At 67.3% G+C, this 15,533-nt stretch carries 12 protein-coding genes and 3 pseudogenes; 10 read left to right on the plus strand and 5 right to left on the minus strand.

The window, feature by feature from the left end:
* Positions 1-9: 9 nt before the first annotated feature.
* The gene (locus J7654_RS05315) at positions 10-918 is read right to left on the minus strand and encodes a LysR family transcriptional regulator (protein ID WP_209738842.1); all 909 of its coding nucleotides are present in this window, start codon (positions 916-918) and stop codon (positions 10-12) included.
* A 146-nt stretch (positions 919-1,064) separates the two neighbouring features.
* On the opposite strand from J7654_RS05315, the gene J7654_RS05320 reads away from it, so the two are divergent.
* From J7654_RS05320 to J7654_RS05345, 6 genes are all read left to right on the plus strand, one after another.
* Positions 1,065-1,244, plus strand: a complete 180-nt coding sequence (locus J7654_RS05320; RefSeq protein ID WP_209738844.1) for a tautomerase family protein — start codon at positions 1,065-1,067, stop codon at positions 1,242-1,244.
* 102 nt (positions 1,245-1,346) lie between these two features.
* A complete protein-coding gene (locus tag J7654_RS05325) occupies positions 1,347-2,336 on the plus strand; it encodes an alpha/beta fold hydrolase (RefSeq protein WP_209738846.1) in 990 nt (329 codons plus the stop codon).
* Between the two features lie 43 nt (positions 2,337-2,379).
* Positions 2,380-3,456 (plus strand): Gfo/Idh/MocA family oxidoreductase, encoded by a 1,077-nt coding sequence (locus tag J7654_RS05330; RefSeq protein ID WP_209738847.1) that lies wholly within the window; start codon positions 2,380-2,382, stop codon positions 3,454-3,456.
* A 189-nt stretch (positions 3,457-3,645) separates the two neighbouring features.
* Positions 3,646-5,001, plus strand: coding sequence for an FG-GAP repeat domain-containing protein (locus tag J7654_RS05335; RefSeq protein ID WP_209738848.1), 1,356 nt, complete (start codon positions 3,646-3,648; stop codon positions 4,999-5,001).
* A gap of 117 nt (positions 5,002-5,118) precedes the next feature.
* Positions 5,119-5,901: a (S)-acetoin forming diacetyl reductase gene (locus J7654_RS05340; RefSeq protein WP_209738849.1), complete on the plus strand. Its 783-nt coding sequence runs from the start codon at positions 5,119-5,121 to the stop codon at positions 5,899-5,901.
* Positions 5,902-5,932: 31 nt separating this feature from the next.
* Complete coding sequence (locus J7654_RS05345) at positions 5,933-6,901, plus strand: zinc-binding alcohol dehydrogenase family protein (protein WP_245195660.1); 969 nt, start codon at positions 5,933-5,935, stop codon at positions 6,899-6,901.
* Positions 6,902-7,564: 663 nt separating this feature from the next.
* Here the strand turns inward: J7654_RS05345 and J7654_RS05350 are convergent.
* The 3 genes and pseudogenes from J7654_RS05350 to J7654_RS05360 all read right to left on the minus strand — a co-directional run bounded on the left by J7654_RS05350 (position 7,565) and on the right by J7654_RS05360 (position 10,020).
* Positions 7,565-9,415, minus strand: a complete 1,851-nt coding sequence (locus J7654_RS05350; protein WP_209738850.1) for an FUSC family protein — start codon at positions 9,413-9,415, stop codon at positions 7,565-7,567.
* 49 nt (positions 9,416-9,464) lie between these two features.
* Positions 9,465-9,593 (minus strand): annotated as a pseudogene (locus J7654_RS18490) (hypothetical protein); the annotation flags it as partial.
* Between the two features lie 7 nt (positions 9,594-9,600).
* On the minus strand, positions 9,601-10,020 hold the full coding sequence (locus J7654_RS05360) for a MarR family winged helix-turn-helix transcriptional regulator (RefSeq protein WP_245195662.1): 420 nt from the start codon (positions 10,018-10,020) through the stop codon (positions 9,601-9,603).
* Between the two features lie 625 nt (positions 10,021-10,645).
* Here J7654_RS05360 and J7654_RS05365 point away from each other — a divergent pair.
* Both J7654_RS05365 and J7654_RS05370 read left to right on the plus strand, forming a co-directional pair.
* A pseudogene (locus J7654_RS05365) lies at positions 10,646-11,512 on the plus strand (tannase/feruloyl esterase family alpha/beta hydrolase); the annotation flags it as partial.
* A gap of 475 nt (positions 11,513-11,987) precedes the next feature.
* Positions 11,988-12,174 (plus strand): annotated as a pseudogene (locus J7654_RS05370) (IS3 family transposase); the annotation flags it as partial.
* Positions 12,175-12,204: 30 nt separating this feature from the next.
* Here the strand turns inward: J7654_RS05370 and J7654_RS05375 are convergent.
* Positions 12,205-13,122 (minus strand): LysR family transcriptional regulator, encoded by a 918-nt coding sequence (locus J7654_RS05375; protein ID WP_209738852.1) that lies wholly within the window; start codon positions 13,120-13,122, stop codon positions 12,205-12,207.
* A 140-nt stretch (positions 13,123-13,262) separates the two neighbouring features.
* On the opposite strand from J7654_RS05375, the gene J7654_RS05380 reads away from it, so the two are divergent.
* Both J7654_RS05380 and J7654_RS05385 read left to right on the plus strand, forming a co-directional pair.
* Positions 13,263-14,195 carry a 2-hydroxyacid dehydrogenase gene (locus J7654_RS05380; protein WP_209738853.1) on the plus strand — a complete coding sequence of 311 codons (933 nt, stop codon included), beginning with the start codon at positions 13,263-13,265 and terminating at the stop codon, positions 14,193-14,195.
* A 260-nt stretch (positions 14,196-14,455) separates the two neighbouring features.
* Positions 14,456-15,529, plus strand: coding sequence for an ABC transporter substrate-binding protein (locus J7654_RS05385; RefSeq protein ID WP_209738854.1), 1,074 nt, complete (start codon positions 14,456-14,458; stop codon positions 15,527-15,529).
* The last annotated feature ends 4 nt before the right edge of the window (positions 15,530-15,533 follow it).

Genomic DNA, 15,533 nt, shown 5'->3' on the forward strand with positions numbered 1-15,533 from the left:
GCGGCTCTTCTAGAGCGCGCCCTGCTGCCCCTTGTCCACGAGCACGTCCACCACATGGCGAACGCGCGCCAGGAGGTGGCGCGTCTCGGGCCAAAGGGCGTAGATGCCGACGGGCGCCGTGCCGTAGGCGGGAAGGACCTCGACCAGCCTGCCTTCCGCCAGCGCCCGGGCCACGAGGGACAGCGGCATCTGGGCGATGCCCAGCCCCGCGATCGCGGCCTCCACCATCGCCGCCCCGTCGCCGATCTCGTGCGTGGGAAGCACGCTCAGGCGCTCAGCCGGCCTGTCGCCGCGCGCGATCCGATAGCCGATCGGCGCATCGCGGCGAACCACGGTGATGCAGTCGTGCTGGTGAAGCTCCTCCGGCGTCGCGGGAGCGCCCCGGCGCGCGATGTAGTCGGGGGCGGCGACGAGAGGCGCGCGCTGCTCGGCCAGCTTTCGGCTGATGAGGCCCGCCGTGTCTGGCGTCTCGCCGAACCGGATCACCAGATCGACGCGCTCCTCGATCGGGTCGATGATCCGGTCCGCGAAGGACAGCGAGAGGTGCAGGCCGGGATGCTCCCGCGTGATCTCGACCAGGACGGGCAGCAGCACCTGGCGCCCCCAGGCCGCCGGCGCATCGATGCGCAGGCGCCCGGAGATATCGTGGTTGCCGCTCGACAGGAAGGTTTCCGCCGCGCCGATCTCCTCCAGCGCGCGGCGTGCGACGGCCAGATAGGCCTCGCCGTCCGCCGTCAGCACCAGCCTGCGGGTGCTGCGGTGGATCAGCTTGGCGCCGAGCCGGGCCTCCAGCCGGCTCACGCTCTTGCCCACCGCCGACTTGGTCACGCCCAGCGTCCGCGCCGCCTCGGTGAAGTTCATGTGCCGCGCGGTTTCCACGAAGGCCTGCACGCCGGCGAGATTGTCCATCTGCGCCATTGTAGAAAATCGCTCCACTGTGAAGTCACCAAAGGCGCATTATACGTTCTGGATGACACGCCTATCTAGTGGACCGCAAGCCTCGCCGCGTCGTCATGGGACGGCGGACGGGCCTGCCGCCTGTTTGGAAAAGGGAAGGGATCGTCATGCCCATGGTGCGCGTTAGCTGGTTCGAAGGCAAGTCCGCCGAGGAAAAGCAGAAGGTCGCCGAGGAGATCACCGAGAGCATCGTGCGGAACACGAAGACCGATGCGAGCTATATCTACGTGATCTTCGAGGACGTGAAGCCGTCCGACTGGGCCGGTGGCGGCAAGCTGTACGGCTGACGCTATCAGCTTCGACGTCCGCGAAGCCGGACGTTTCCGCTTTTCGAGGCCGGCGGCCTTCGCTGCCGGCCGATGGACGAATGAAAGCCGAGGACCGACCCCATGAAGCGCCGCGTCATCTCTGCCCTGATCTCGCTGCCCCTGCTCGCGACCTCGGCCCTCGCCGGGCCGGCCGTCGAGGTGCTAGGCACGGATTACACCTTCGCGAACCGCATCGAGGGCATGCCCGAGAAGCTGTCGGACTTCACCGGCTTGCAGATCAACGACTTCACCACCAATGACGGCGTGCGGCTGAGCTACTGGGAGGCGGGAAGCGGCGAGCCCATCGTCTTCGTCCCCGCCTTCGGGGCCAATGGGGCGGAGCTGATCAACCAGTTGTGGCTCCTGTCGCAGACCCATCACGTCTACGTCCTCGACCCGCGCAACCAGGGCCTCTCGGAAGAGACGCCCAAGGGCGCGCGGATCGCGCGCTATTCCATGGACCTGAACGAGTTCCTCGACCATGCCGGCCTGGAGAAGACCGTGCTGGCCGGCTGGTCCATGGGAGTCGCGGTCATCTGGGGCTATATCGACCTGTTCGGGACGGACCGGATCTCCAAGGCGGTCTTCGTCGACCAGCCCGTGTCGATCTACACCCACGCGGACTGGTCCGAGGAGGAGCGGCTGGATGCCGGCGGCATGACCACCTCGCCCGAGCGGATGATCGCCGCCTTCCAGGGCGCGCCGACCAACCAGCAGGTGGTCGACATGAAGGTCGTGCATCGCTCGCAGATGCTGGACTCGCCCTACGCCCAGAATGCGGCCGGCCTGACCGAGGCGGTGATCGACGTGGACCCCGCCTCCACCATGCGCGTCCTGTTCGACCACGTGACGAACGACTGGCGGGACGTGATCCGCAACAAGCTCGACATACCCGTGGCCGTCTTCTCGGGCGAGGAGAGCAACAACCTGCCGAGCCAGGCCTGGATCGCCGAGACCGTGCCGGACGGGCGCCTCTACAGCTACACCAGCGAGGAGGAGGGCGACCACTTCCTGATGCAGAAGAACCCCGTGAAGTTCGTGGCGGACCTGCGTTCGTTCCTGGCGCAGTAGCCCCGTGGCGAACGGTCCGGATGAAACACCGCAGGGAGCGGCCATGAAGACCTTGGGAATCGGCCTCATCGGCTGCGGGATGGTGACGCAACACCTGCATATCCCCGCGCTCGGCCAGTTGGGGGAGCGTTTCGCCATCAGGGCCCTTTACGACGCCTCGCCCTCCGTTGGCCGGCAGCTCGCCGCGCGGATGCCCGGCGCGGCGGTGCACGACTCCATAGAGGCGCTGCTGGAGGATCCGCAGATCGACGCGGTGCTCGTCGCCAGCCCGAGCGCGCTCCATGCCCGGCACGCCATCGCGGCCATGCGCGCGGGGCGCCATGTCCTGATCGAGAAGCCCATGTGCATGACGCTGCCGGAGGCGGACGCGCTGGCGGCTGCGCAGCGCGAGACGGGCGCGATCGTCCAGATCGGCTACATGCGCCGGCACACGCAGGCCTTCCATGAGGCCAGGCGGCTGGTCCAGCCCATGAGGGCGGGCATCAACCTGGCGCGCCTGCGCGCCATCATCGGCCCCAACAGCGCCTTCCTCGATCCCACCTCCGCCATCGTGACGGGCGACGACGTTCCGCCCGAGCGCCGGGCGGAGGCCGCAGAGGCGGATGCGCAGGCCACGCTCGCCGTTGCCGGCACCACCGAGGGGCCCCGCGCCTTCGTGCACATGTTGCTGCTGGGCCTGTCCACGCACGACCTCTCGGTGATGCGCGGCCTCCTCGGCATGCCCGAGCGCGTGCTCTCGGCCCGCCATCGCCGCGACGGGCGTTTCTTCAGCGTCGATTTCGACTATGGCGACTTCATCTGCCATTTCGAGACGGGCATCGACCGGCTTGCCCGCTTCGACGCGCGCATGGAGGTGCTGGGCGAGGAGAAGACCGTCCGGCTCGATTACGATACCCCCTTCGTCCGGCATCTGCCGGCCACGCTGCGCGTCACCGAGTGCGAAGGCGAAGCCGGCGTGAAGGAGACCTTCCTTCAGCCGGCGCGGCAGGACGCCTTCGTTCTGGAATGGGCGAATTTCCACGCCGCGCTGTGCGAGGGCGCGCCGGTCGGCACCGACATCGCCGATGCGCGAGAGGATATGGTCCTCATCGAGAGGATCATGGCGGTTCTGGAGGAGTGAGCCCGCCCCGGCACGGCCGGGGAGGGACCATCGCCTTCGGGATCCGAACGGGCCGCCCGCCTTCGCCTTCGGGCAGGCCGGCGGCCCGGCGCCGGCGAGGCCGCCAGGAGCTGCCTCTTCGCGCCGAAACCCGAGCATCGGACCGGCCGGGCCCTTCCGGCCGGTCCCCTGGACATGAAAAGGATTGCCATGAAACGGAACCTCCTCACCGGATTCGCGTGGACCGCCTCGGTCTGCCTTGTGGCCCTCTCGGCCGGCGCGCAGGAACAGGCCCCGCGCAACCCCGCCGACGACGCGTTCGTCCTCATTCCCGAGGCGCCGTCCTCGGCCTTCGTCGACGCCACCGCCACGCACATGCCGCTCGCACCGAGCCTGCATGCGACCGATTCCGTCTTCATCGACGTCGATCACGACGGGGATCTCGATGTGGTCCTGTCCGTCGAATACGGGGTCAACCGCCTCTACCTGAACGAGGGCGGGGGCAAGCTCTCCTACCAGCCCGACGCCTTCGGCGACGTGATCCACGACAGCGAGCATGTGCGCGCGGCCGATTTCGACGGCGACGGCAACATGGATGTCGTCTTCGTCGCCGAGTCGGACGAGGTGCACCAGCTCTTCCTGGGCGATGGCGAGGGCGGCTTCACCGACGCCAGCGACCGCCTGCCCGCCTCGAGCCAGGGCAACGGCCTGGCGGTGGGCGACGTGAACGGCGACGGCCTGCCCGACATCGTGGTCGGCAGCACGGGCGAGGTCGACCACGGAGCCTCCACCGTGCCGGCCCGCAACCTGCTGTTCCTCAACGATCCGGAGCGGCCCGGCCACTTCATCGATGCCACACAGACCCATCTGCCGGAGGCCGACGACCAGACCGAGGGCGTCGCGCTGGCGGACATGGACGGGGACGGCGACCTCGACATGGTCCTGGCGAGCCCGGCCCACCCCAACCGCCTGTTGATCAATGACGGGGAGGGTCGCTTCACCGACGAGTCCGACCGGCTGGACCTGAGCGTTCCCATGGAGACGCGCGAGGTGCACGTTCTCGACGTGAACGGGGACGGCCACAACGACATCGTCTTCTTCAGCATCACCAGCAACAATGCCGGCTGGGTGAACGACCCGCAGGCGCGGCTCCTGGTCAACGACGGCAATGGCCGCTTCCGAGACGAGACCGCCGAGCGCCTGCCCTCCCATCGCTTCTCGAGCTGGGCGGGCACGGTCGTCGATTTCAACGAGGATGGCGCGCCCGACCTCCTGGTCGGCGCCATCGAGGTGCCGGGCTTCGTTCCCCTTCAGCTTCGGGCCTGGCAGAACGACGGCGAGGGGCGCTTCGAGGACGTGACGCTGGACGTCGTTCCGGGCATCACCGTCGGGCGGAGCTGGAGCATGGGACAGGGCGACCTGGACGGCGACGGCAAGACCGATGTCCTCGTCGGCGGCTGGGGAACGCAGGCGCGCCTGCTCCTCACCGATATCGAAGCCTACCAGGCCTCCCTCCCGCCGCTGGAGTTCCTGGAGCCTGCGCAGCCCCGCGAAAGCAGCAACTGATCGACCGGCCGGGCCTTCCCGGAAGGCCCGGCCGACCGATATCGCTCTCTCACCGTCCATGGCCGGAACGGGCATGATGCCGTGTTGGCCGCAACAGGCAGGATCAAGGAGCAGACGATGGACAGGAATTCGGGAAAGGTCGCCTTCGTCACCGGCGCCGGCCAGGGCATCGGCGAGGCGATCGCCCTGCGCCTGGCGAAGGATGGGTTCGCCGTCGCATTGGCGGACATGAACCTGACCACGGCCGAGTCCGTGCGGGGCAAGATCGAGACGGCAGGGGGCAAGGCCTGCGTCGTCGAGGTGGATGTGGCCGACCGCGATTCCGTGTTCGCCGCGGTCGAGACGACCGTGAAGGAGCTGGGCGGGCTCGATGTCGTCATCAACAATGCCGGCGTCGCGCCGATCACGCCGATCGAATCCATCACGCCGGACATCTACCGCCGCGTCTTCGACATCAATGTGGGCGGCGTCCTCTGGGGCATCCAGGCCGCCGTCAAGGCGTTCAAGGAGCTCGGGCACGGCGGCAAGATCATCAATGCCTGCTCGCAGGCCGGGCATATCGGCAATCCGGAGCTGGCCGCCTACAGTGGCTCGAAGTTCGCCGTGCGGGGCATCACGCAGACCGCCGCGCGCGACCTCGCCCCGCTCGGCATCACTGTCAACGCCTACTGCCCCGGCATCGTCAACACGCCCATGATGCAGAAGGTGGCGCAGGATCTGGCCGACAATGCCGGCGAGTCCTTCGACTGGGGCATGGAGCAGTTCGCCAGGAACATCACCCTCAAGCGCGTTTCCGAGGCCGACGACGTCGCGGCCTGCGTGGCCTTCCTGGCCGGGCCGGATTCCGACTACGTGACCGGCCAGTCGATCCTTGTCGATGGCGGGATGGTCTTCACCTGAGGGCGCGGCCGTGCCCTCGCATGGCGGGGCCATGCCCATGGGCACCATGAAGGCCGTCGTCATTCGCGCACCCGGCGGGCCGGAGGTTCTTCGCATCGAGGAACGGCCGGTTCCCGTTCCGGCGCGCGGGCAGGTTCGCATCGCCGTGAAGGCCTTCGGCCTGAACCGTTCCGAGCTGTTCACCCGCCAGGGGCATTCGCCCTCTGTGGCGTTTCCGCGCGTGCCCGGCATCGAGGCGGTGGGGATCGTGGACGAGGCGCCGGGCGGCGAATTCGCCGAAGGCGAGGTCGTCGCCACCGCGATGGGCGGCATGGGCCGGCGTTTCGACGGCGGCTATGCGCAATATACCTGCGTGCCGGCCGGCCAGGTGGCGCGGGTCGAGACCTCCCTTCCCTGGGAGGTTCTCGGCGCACTGCCCGAAATGCTCCAGACGGCCTGGGGTGCCCTGTTCTCCTCCCTCGACCTGCGCGAGGGGCAGCGGCTGCTGGTGCGGGGCGGCACGACATCGGTGGGAATGGCGGCGATCGCGCTGGCGCGGCGCGCGGGCGCGCGGGTGACGGCCACCACCCGGAGGCCGGGCCGTGCCGAGGCGCTCGAAGGCCTGGGCGCGCACGGCGTGCTCATCGACGACGGCGCGCTTGCGGCGACGGGCCAGCGCTTCGACAAGGTTCTGGAGCTTGTCGGCACGACGACGCTCATGGATTCCCTGGCCTGTGCCGATCGCGGAGGCGTGGTCTGCATGGCCGGCATCGTGGGGAACAAGTGGACGATCGACGATTTCGCGCCGATGAACGCGATCCCCAGCCGCGTCTCGCTGACGGCCTATAGCGGCGGGGTGGCCGACTTCATCGAAATGCCCTTCCAGTCGCTGGTGGACGACATCGCGGCCGGCACGCTGCCCATCAGGCTCGGGCGCGTCTTTTCCCTGGACGAAATCGTCGAGGCCCATCGTTGCATGGAGATGAACGCGGCGGAAGGCAAGATCGTCGTCCTGGTCTAGACGTTTGATCCCAGGCTTTGATGGAGCATCCTTGTCGTCCGAATCGAAGGATGCACCATGGGCGAAGTTCAGCATGGGAGCGCCACGACGACAGGGGCAGTCCGCCGAGCGCGAGCCTGTCAGGAATTCTGTGCGCGAGGCCATGCTGATGGGCAGAAAAGGACCATCGCATGGCTAAGAGCTTCTGGACCAGCTTCTGGCGGGATGCGATCCGCAGGCGGTTCTCGCCCGTGACGGGCTTCCGGACGATCTGAAGAAGTCGCTTCTCGACTATCTGCATCGTGGCCACCGTCATCTTCTGGCTCTGATCGATGAGTCCTGAGCCTGGCGACGGCAGGCGGCGTCGCTCGGCCGGCGAGAAGCTCAGGACATGGCCGAAAACGGCCGAGCGCAGGTCCTGCCCGAAGCCGATCGCGATGGGCGCGTTCCAGCCACATGACACGGACGGCGAAAACGACCTGCGCTCCGGCTGCCGCCAGCATCACCAGAGAATGGTTCAGGATATCGCCGCCCTCGCCGTCCATGACGCCCGGCCGATGATGTCGGCACTGAGGCCGGGCAGCAGATGCGCCGCGCCGGATTAACAGATCTGAGCGGTTACGAGCAGCAGCAACAAGGCGCGACAGGGTGCGGCGAAGCTGGACTACAGGGCGAAACGGCTTGTCATGAACCACCGTCTTTCCCGCGAGCCGGCCTTGAGGCCTCAATGGCGCGCGACGGGCGTGACCGCCTGACGCCAGTCGGGCGGGGGACGTCGGTCGGAAGTGCGATATCGCTCTTGGCTTCCTGAAAGAACCGGTTCTGCTCCGACAGTTCCGCGGCAGCCTCCCGCAGAAGCGCCGGGTCGGCGTCGGGTTCCTTCTCAAGATACCGCGCGACATCGGTCAATGCCTTGACGGCGCGGCGGGGATCGCTGCCGACCCGTCGAAGCCGCGCGCGCGCCGCTTCCAGCTTCCGGCGTGTTCCGGCCGCCAGATCCGGCTTGAGCAGCAGCTCGTCGATATGAAGGATCGCGCTGCCGAGCAGCAGGACCGCGAAACCGCCTTCGATCACCCGTTCCGGGCTGGCGCCGGTCTTCTCGGCCCATCGCACCAGACGCAGCACGCGGTGATAGAGGCGCGCCCGCCACACGGCCCGCTGCCTGGAAACACCTGGACGGGCCGCCATCGCCTCGATCTCGCGGACCATCATGGCGATCAGCGTCCGCATCCGCCGTTCTCCGCTGACCGGGAAGATCAGCCGGTAGGCGACCAGCGCGACCATCGGCGCCAGAACGACCGCGACGGCAGTGGTCAGGGAACCGGCGAAGCTGCCGGCCAGTGGCCAGGCCGGCTGCAAGAGCAGCAGCAGGATCATGTTGTAGTCGAAGCCGACGGGCGCGGTCCGGCGATGGGCGAAGAGGACGCCGCCAAGCAGGATGAAGGGAAACATCGACACGACGAGGCCGGGTTCGCCGGTCGCGAGCGGCCAGATCAGCCACCGGCACGCCAGCGCCCCCGCCGCGCCGAGACTCTGGCCGATCATGACATAGCGCATCGTATGCGCCGGATTGTCGGCGGTGGAGAAGACGGTCGTCATGATGGTGATCCCGAGCATCATGAGCGAGCCGGCCGGCCAGCCCGTCGCCAGCCACAGAAGGCCCACCGCGAGCGTGACGCCGCCCGCCCGCAGCAGGGCCTCACGGGCGCCGATCCAGTCCCGGTGCAGAACGACACCGGAGGAAGCAGGAGACCGGGCCTCGTTCCCCGTCGCGGCGCCCTGCGCATGAATGGCCCGGGCCAGCGCGGCGAGCGTCTCATGCATGGCGGGATCCGCCGCCGCCAGCTCCACCGACCGGCGAAGCGCGGCGTTCGCCGTTCCCGTCCCTCCCGGCAGCTCGAGGGCGGCGGCGGCATCCTTCAGTGCGACGGTCAGCGGGCTTTCTCCGGCAGGAGGCTGCCGTCGCCGCGTCCAGAGCAGCATCGCGACCTGCGCCGACAACAGCCGTCGGACCGAGCGGACGCCGTCGCGGGAGCGCAATGAACCGGCGGCGTGGCCGTCGAGTTCGTCCTCGATCACGGCCATTTCGGCCAGAAGGCGTTGATGCTCGTTGACGTCGTGGGACCGCGTCCCCTCCAGATGGTGGGCCAGATCCTCGAGGATGCGGCGCGACAGCCGCCGGACGCGCAGGCCGAGGCTGTCCGGATCGTTTCGCCCGGCAAAGAGCCATCCGATCGCCAGCGCGATCCCCACGCCGATCAGAACGGTCAGCATGCGGTCGACCCCGACCGCGAGATGGCCGGCCGATCGCGCGCTGTGCAGAAGCGTGACCATCGAGGCGGAATACCCGGCCAGTATGACACCATAGGACAGGAAGCCGCGCACCACATTGCCTGCACCGGCACAGAGGCCGACCCAGAGGGACAGGCCGATGACGATCGCCCAGGTCTGGCCATCGGAGGCGACAAGGAGCAGGATGCCGAACAGCGAGCCGACGATCGTGCCCAGAACCCGAAAGAGGCTCTTTTCGAGCAAGATGGCCGCGCATCGGTTGTGACGCCGCCCAGACGGTCATCCCGGACCATTGCGGATGCTCCAGCCCCAGCCCCCAGGCCAGCAGGACCGCGCAGCAGGCGGCCAGCGCCGTTCGCAGCATGTAGCTCAGGCGGGCCGGGTCGAACCCGAGCCGTTCGAGGGCGGCGCGCGCGTTCATCGGCGGGCTACACCTCCTCGCGGCGTATCGACGTCACGCGTGCATCGATCCGTTCGAGAGCATCCGTCAGCGCAGCTATTTCCACGTCATCGACATCGGCGAGCAACTGCGCCTCGATCTCCAGCAGAACGCGATGGATCTCCTGCACGGCGGAAGTCCCGGCCTCTGTCAGGAACAGCAGGTTCGAGCGCCGGTCCGAGGGGTCCTGACGGCGCTCGATCAGTTCCTTCGCGCTCAGGATATCGAGCAGCCGGACAAGGCTCGATCCGTCGATGCCGACGCGCGCGGCCAGTTCCTTCTGGGACAGGCCGCCGCCGGACCGGCTGACATGGACGAGCGGCCCCCAGGTTGCATCCGAAAGGCCGATATCGGCAAGACGCGCATCGAGCGCCGCGCGCCAGCGGCGGGCGGTTCCGACGAAGAGCATGCCGAAATGTTCGCGGGGGGAAAAGCCATCTGCCATGCCATATGAATATGATCCAAATAGATTGGATTCAATCTATTTGATGGGCAAGCTATCCTGTCCGGTGTGCGATTTCGGATATCCGGCGTCGGTTGCACGCCGGAAGGCGGCTCATAGCCCTGCCTCGATGGCCCTTACGCAATCCCTGAGGCCCTCCTCCAGCCTCTCGCGCATCTCGCCGAAACGACGCGCCGGGGCGGGGATCGCGATCGCGTAACGCTCGATCAGGCCGAGATAAGACGCCGCTATAGCACCTCGAAGGACTTGTCGCTCCGAGGGAATTCGATGGTTGCCGTAGGAGAGCAATGTGGTAACGAGCAGGTATGCGCTGGTCCTTTCAGCTCTTTTCTCGGCGAGCGCGGCTCTTGCCCAAACGCCCTCGGTACCGGACGAGGCATTTGGCGGCTTATGCGTTGCAGGTGCGCTGTCGCCGGAGATCGCATCGGGCATCCGGCCCGCGAAGGTCGAGCGCGTGGCGCCCGGCCCCGTTCTCGCCGCATCCGGAACGCCGAACGGAACGGCCCGGGAAAGCGATACCGGGATCGGTGCGCACTGCCTCGTCCAGGGGGAATTCGAGAGCCGCAAGGGTGTGGATGGCACGGAGTTCGCGATCCGTTTCGAACTGCGGGTCCCGGAAGACTGGAATGGACGCCTGCTCTATCAGGGCGGCAGCGGCCTGAACGGTTCTCTCAGCCCGGCGATGGGAACCAACATCAGCAACGGCTCCAGCGCCCCGGTGGCTCTGGCGCGTGGCTTCGCGGTGGTGAGCACGGACAGCGGACATGAGGGGCCCGATGCCGAATTCGGCAAGGATGAGGTCGCCAAGATCAACTTCGCCTATGGCGCGATCGGCAAGGTCACCCGGGTGGCGACCGGCTTCGTCGCGCGCCTGACCGGAAGCGAGCCGTCGCGGACCTATTTCGAAGGCTGCTCCAACGGCGGCCGCGAGGCGATGATCGCCGCGCAACGCCATTCCGAACTCTTCGACGGCATCGTGGCGGGGAACCCGGCCTTTCATCTCAGCCGGTCGACGGTTCTGGCGAACTACAGCCAGAAGGTCTACGCCGGCATCGCACCCGGCGCGGCCGACGGCAAACCAAGGCTGGCGATGTCCCTGACCGAGGGAGACCTCAGCCTCCTGTCCGCCGGAATCCTGGCGCAATGCGACGAGCTGGACGGCGCCGAGGACGGAATGGTCTTCGATCAGAAAAGCTGCAACTTCGACCCGAGCGTCCTTCAGTGCCACGCCGGACAGGGCGACGAGTGCCTGTCGCAGGAAAAAGTGCAAGCCATCACCGCGGCGTTCCGGGGACCGCTCGCCGCCGACGGCACGCCGGTCGCCTCCTCCTGGGTTTACGACACCGGCGTTTCGGGTGACAACTGGAAAGCTTGGCAGATCGGCCTCGCCGGTTCCGATGGGATAGATGATACGCTTCTTCCCGGGCTGATAAGCGATACGCTCGCGCGCTATTTCAGCTATCCTCAGATCACCCTTGAGGCTCTCGCCGCTGGCAATCAACGCCATCCTTGGCAGCGTCGAGGAACGCGAGGCTGGCATGGCGTCCGGCGCGCTCAGCACCATGCAACTGGTAGGAACATCAATCGGCGTCACGGTTGTCGGCGTGATCTTCTTCTCATTCACGGCCTCGACTGGCTCGCTCGCGGTCGGAGCGCGCGAGACGGCATTCGCGCAGGCGTTCGCAGTCGCGACCATCTACAACCTCGCCGCCGCGCTTTGCAGCTTCGTTCTCTTCGCCAGACGGAAAGGTTAGCACATGCGCAGAGCGCAATCCGGTGGCCGGAGGCAAGGCCCAAGTCGTCACCTGCAAAGTCCCTGACCACCTTCCACATCGCGGGTCGGAGTATGAACTGCGCCTCTTCGGTGATCATGGCGGCGAGCCTAGTGCGGTTTTCTCGATCGTGTGGCGACAGCACCGCCTCCCGAACGGCAGGAGGATTTGGCAGCGGAGTTGAACGAGATCCGTCGACAAGAGCGCGAGATCCCGAAGAGGGCGGCGACTTTTTTCGCCAAGGAGGGAAGTCGCTGAGGTTCCATCTCATCGATGCGGCGAAGAAGGAGCTCCCCTCCGGCATCTGTGCAAGCTCGTCGGGGGATCATTGGCGAGAGCGACGATGTCGAGCCCGGCTTCATCCCTCCTTGAACGTCATATAGCGGGGATGGGCGACGCACCATTCCCGCGCCGCTTGATGGGCCATCGCAAACACCTCCTCGCTCTGGGACTTGCGGGCCTTGTTCAGATGGACGCAGCGCACGTCCAGCGGCGCGAGCTGCACGGTGGTCGGGATCTCGACCAGCATGCCATTGGCGATCTCGCGCTCCACCGCCGCCAGCGGAAGCGCCGAGGCGCCGTAGCCCGCGCGCACCATCTCGCAGATCATGCCGAGCGAGCTGGCGGTATGCCGGGCGTTGGGGCGGCGGCGCGTCTCCTCGACCATGTCGGCAACGGGGCCGAACAGCGGCGAGCTGTGGGGATAGAAGATCAGCGGCAGTTCGCGCAGTTGCCGCGGCGTCATCACGCGGCCGGCGCCGCCGATCACATCGGGGCGCGCCACCCACCCCACGCGATAGAGCACCGAAAAGCTGCTCTGCACCTGGGAAAGCCCGGCCTCGCCGGTGACGAAGGCCATGTCGAGCGCGCCCGAGCGCAGCTTCTGGCGAATCTCGACATTGGGCGCCGAGTGCACATCCACCATCGCGCCGCCGGGCTGCGCGGCGATCTTGGCGCGCAGGGCGATCCCCCAGGTCATCGTGACCATGCCGACGAGGCCGATGGAGAAACGCCGCTTTCTCTTCACATGCAGGCGCGACCTCAACGTCTCGGCGAGGTTGAGGAAGGTTTCCGCATATTCGGCGACCTCGTAGCCCTGTTCGGTCAGTGCGAAGCCGGGCTGGCCGCGATCGACGAGCTGGACGCCGAGGCTCTCCTCGAGTCCGGAAATGCGCGCCGATACGGCGGGTTGCGTCAGACCCAGGTGGTCGGCCACCCGCTGGTGGCTCTTCAACTGCGTGAGCCAGTAGAACGCCTCCATCTGCTTGAGGTTCAAGCGCGGCTCCTTTCGCGGACGGGTGCAATGGCTCCATGTTGTCATAAAAATTTTCTATAGGCCAACGTGGTTTTTTCGTTTTGACGCGCGGGCGCCGCGTCGAAACACTGGCTGCGAACTCAGCCGTGACAGGATCCGACATGACGATTGCGGTGACGCTGCCCAGCGAGGACAAGGTGGAGTACTGGTGCAGCATGCTGCGCGACCTGATGCCGGACTGGGACATCGCCCCGATGGCCGCCGTCGAGGATCCGGCCTCCGTCGAATATGCGGTGGTGTGGCGGCCGGCGACGGGGGCGATGAAGCGGTTCGTCAACCTCAAGGCGATCGTCTCGCTGGGCGCCGGGATCGACCATGTGCTGACCGACGGCGAACTGCCGCGTGGCGTGCCGATCATCCGCACCGTGGGCGCCGACCTGACGCAGAGGATGAAGGAATACGTGGTGCTGCATGTGCTGCGGCATCACCGCGCGCTGCCCGAGATGCAGGCCAACGAGGCGAAGGTGGTCTGGGAGCAGATCGTGGTGCCGCCGGCGACGGGGCGGCGCGTGGGCGTGATGGGGCTTGGCAATCTGGGCGCGGTGGCGGCGCAGGCGCTGGCGAATCTCGGCTTCCGGACGGTCGGCTGGTCGCGCGGCCCGAAGGAGGTTGCGGGCGTCACCACCTATGCCGGCGCCGGGGAGTTCGGCGCCTTTCTGGAGGGCACCGAGATCCTCGTCTGCCTGCTGCCGCTGACCGATGCGACGCAAGGCATCCTGAATGCCGATACGTTCAACCGCCTGCCGCGAGGGGCGTCGATCGTCAATGCCGCGCGCGGGCCGCATCTGGTGGACCGGGACCTTTTGGCCGCGCTCGACGCGGGGCAGATCGGCGGGGCGACGCTGGACGTGTTCCATATCGAGCCGCTGCCGGAGGACCATCCGTTCTGGGGGCACCCGAAGATCACGGTGACGCCGCATGTCGCCTCGCTGATCGACGCACCGACCGGCAGCCGGATCGTGGCGACGAACATCCGGGCCTTCGACGAACATGGCACCGTGCCGGATCTGGCGGATGCCGGCAGAGGATATTGAACGCGCCGCCGGCAGGCCCGGGCATCGTCCTCGTTGATCGAAACGTCAGGAGAGACCATCGGCGCGGCCCGCCCGGAAGCGTTCGAACGGGCCTGCCTGCGAAATTCGATCGGATCCGGCGGCAAGCGCCATTCCGGTCATGATGCCGGTCCGAAGCTGCTGGCGGGCACCGGCCGAACCCGTCTTGGGGCACTGGCCGTAGTCCACGCTACGGCCGGCGGGCCCGCCGGCTGCATCCGTCGTCCAACAGGAGAGCATCGATGACCATTCACGACCTGCCTGCCTTGGCAAGAACGCTCATGGCAAGCGCCGCGCTGGCGGTGCTCGCGCCCGCCGCCCATGCCCAGTCCGCCGCCGATGTTTCCGGCGAGATCACGCTGATGGCCTATTCCGGCATCTTCAAGGACAACTACACCGCAGCCGTGATCGAGCCCTTCATGGAGCTTTATCCCGATGTGACGGTGAACTATTTCGGCCAGCCCGGCTCGGCGCAGATGCTGGGAACGCTGCGCTCGCAGGCGGGCAGCCCGCAGACCGACGTGGTGATCTTCGACGTGTCCACCTCGCTCATCGGCAACCGCGAGGGGCTGCTCGCGCCGCTGTCGCAGGAAGAGGTGCCGAACCTCGCCGATCTGGTGCCCGCCGCCACGGTGCAGGAAGGCTACGGCCCTGCGGTGACATTCGACAGCCTCGTGCTGATCTACAACACCCGGACCGTTCCCGAGGCGCCCGCGGGGATCGCCGACCTGTGGGACCCTGCCCATGCCGGGCGGATCGCGGCGACCGCGATGCCCAGCATCCTCGGCACCGGGCTGATGCTCATCACCTCCTCCATGCTGGGCGAGGACTACACCGAGAGCGTCGAGCAGGCGGTGGCGAAGCTCAGCGAGCTTGCGCCCTCGGTCCAGACCTTCGATCCGCGTCCCGACAGCTACACGCTGGTGCTGAACGGCACGGTGGACATCGCGACCGGGTGGAACGCCCGCGCGCAGACCTATGCCGTGCAGTCCGACGGGCTTCAGGGCGTCGTCCTGCCCGAGGAGGGCAGCGTCCTGCAGATCAACACGATCAACCTGACCGAAGGCTCTGCCAATGCACAGGCCGCCGCCGCCTTCATCGACTATGCGCTTTCGCCCGAAGCGCAGGCGGCCTTCACCGAGGCGATGTATTACGCCCCCGTCAACGCGCTGACCGAAGTATCGGAGGAGGCGAGCGCACGCACCTCGATCAACGAAATGGACGGGATGCTGCCGCTGGACTGGGCCTGGGTGGCGACCAGGAACGACGAATGGAACCAGCTATGGCGCCGGCAGATCATCTCGGCCGGGAACTGAGCCC

This window comes from Aureimonas populi (assembly GCF_017815515.1).
GTDB lineage: Bacteria > Pseudomonadota > Alphaproteobacteria > Rhizobiales > Rhizobiaceae > Aureimonas > Aureimonas populi.